Raw genomic sequence first — 341 nt, forward strand, 5'->3', positions numbered from 1 at the left:
ATGAGGGTACGAAGCTCACCAAATCGCTTTGTACCTCTAAGCAGGTAGTAGATGATTAACGGCTTCCATTTTCCGCCTGCGACCGCAACGGTCGCTTCTACCGTACATCGATATTCATGCGTGTCTGGTTTGTCCATCAGCCAATAGTATAAAAAATGAACCTATATATCAAACTTGTGCTTACTTGTAGAAAACTCCCATGGCATCCAAGATATATCGACATACCGTGAACTGAACCGCGGCCGCATGTCTCTTTGGTGCAGCAAGGATTGGAGCACAACGCATGAAAGCAGCCTTCTATGAACGCCAGGGCGCCGCCCGGGATGTATTGATCGTCGGAG

1 protein-coding gene is annotated in these 341 nt (G+C 48.4%); it reads right to left on the bottom strand.

What is annotated here, in order from left to right; genetic code table 11:
- Window positions 1-137: winged helix-turn-helix transcriptional regulator (locus SB786_RS35815; RefSeq protein ID WP_410731519.1), on the bottom strand; the 137-nt coding region annotated here is incomplete at its 3' end.
- Window positions 138-341: the final 204 nt, after the last annotated feature.

Origin of the sequence: Burkholderia sp. SIMBA_062, from assembly GCF_046534765.1 — a bacterium.
GTDB lineage: Bacteria > Pseudomonadota > Gammaproteobacteria > Burkholderiales > Burkholderiaceae > Burkholderia > Burkholderia ambifaria.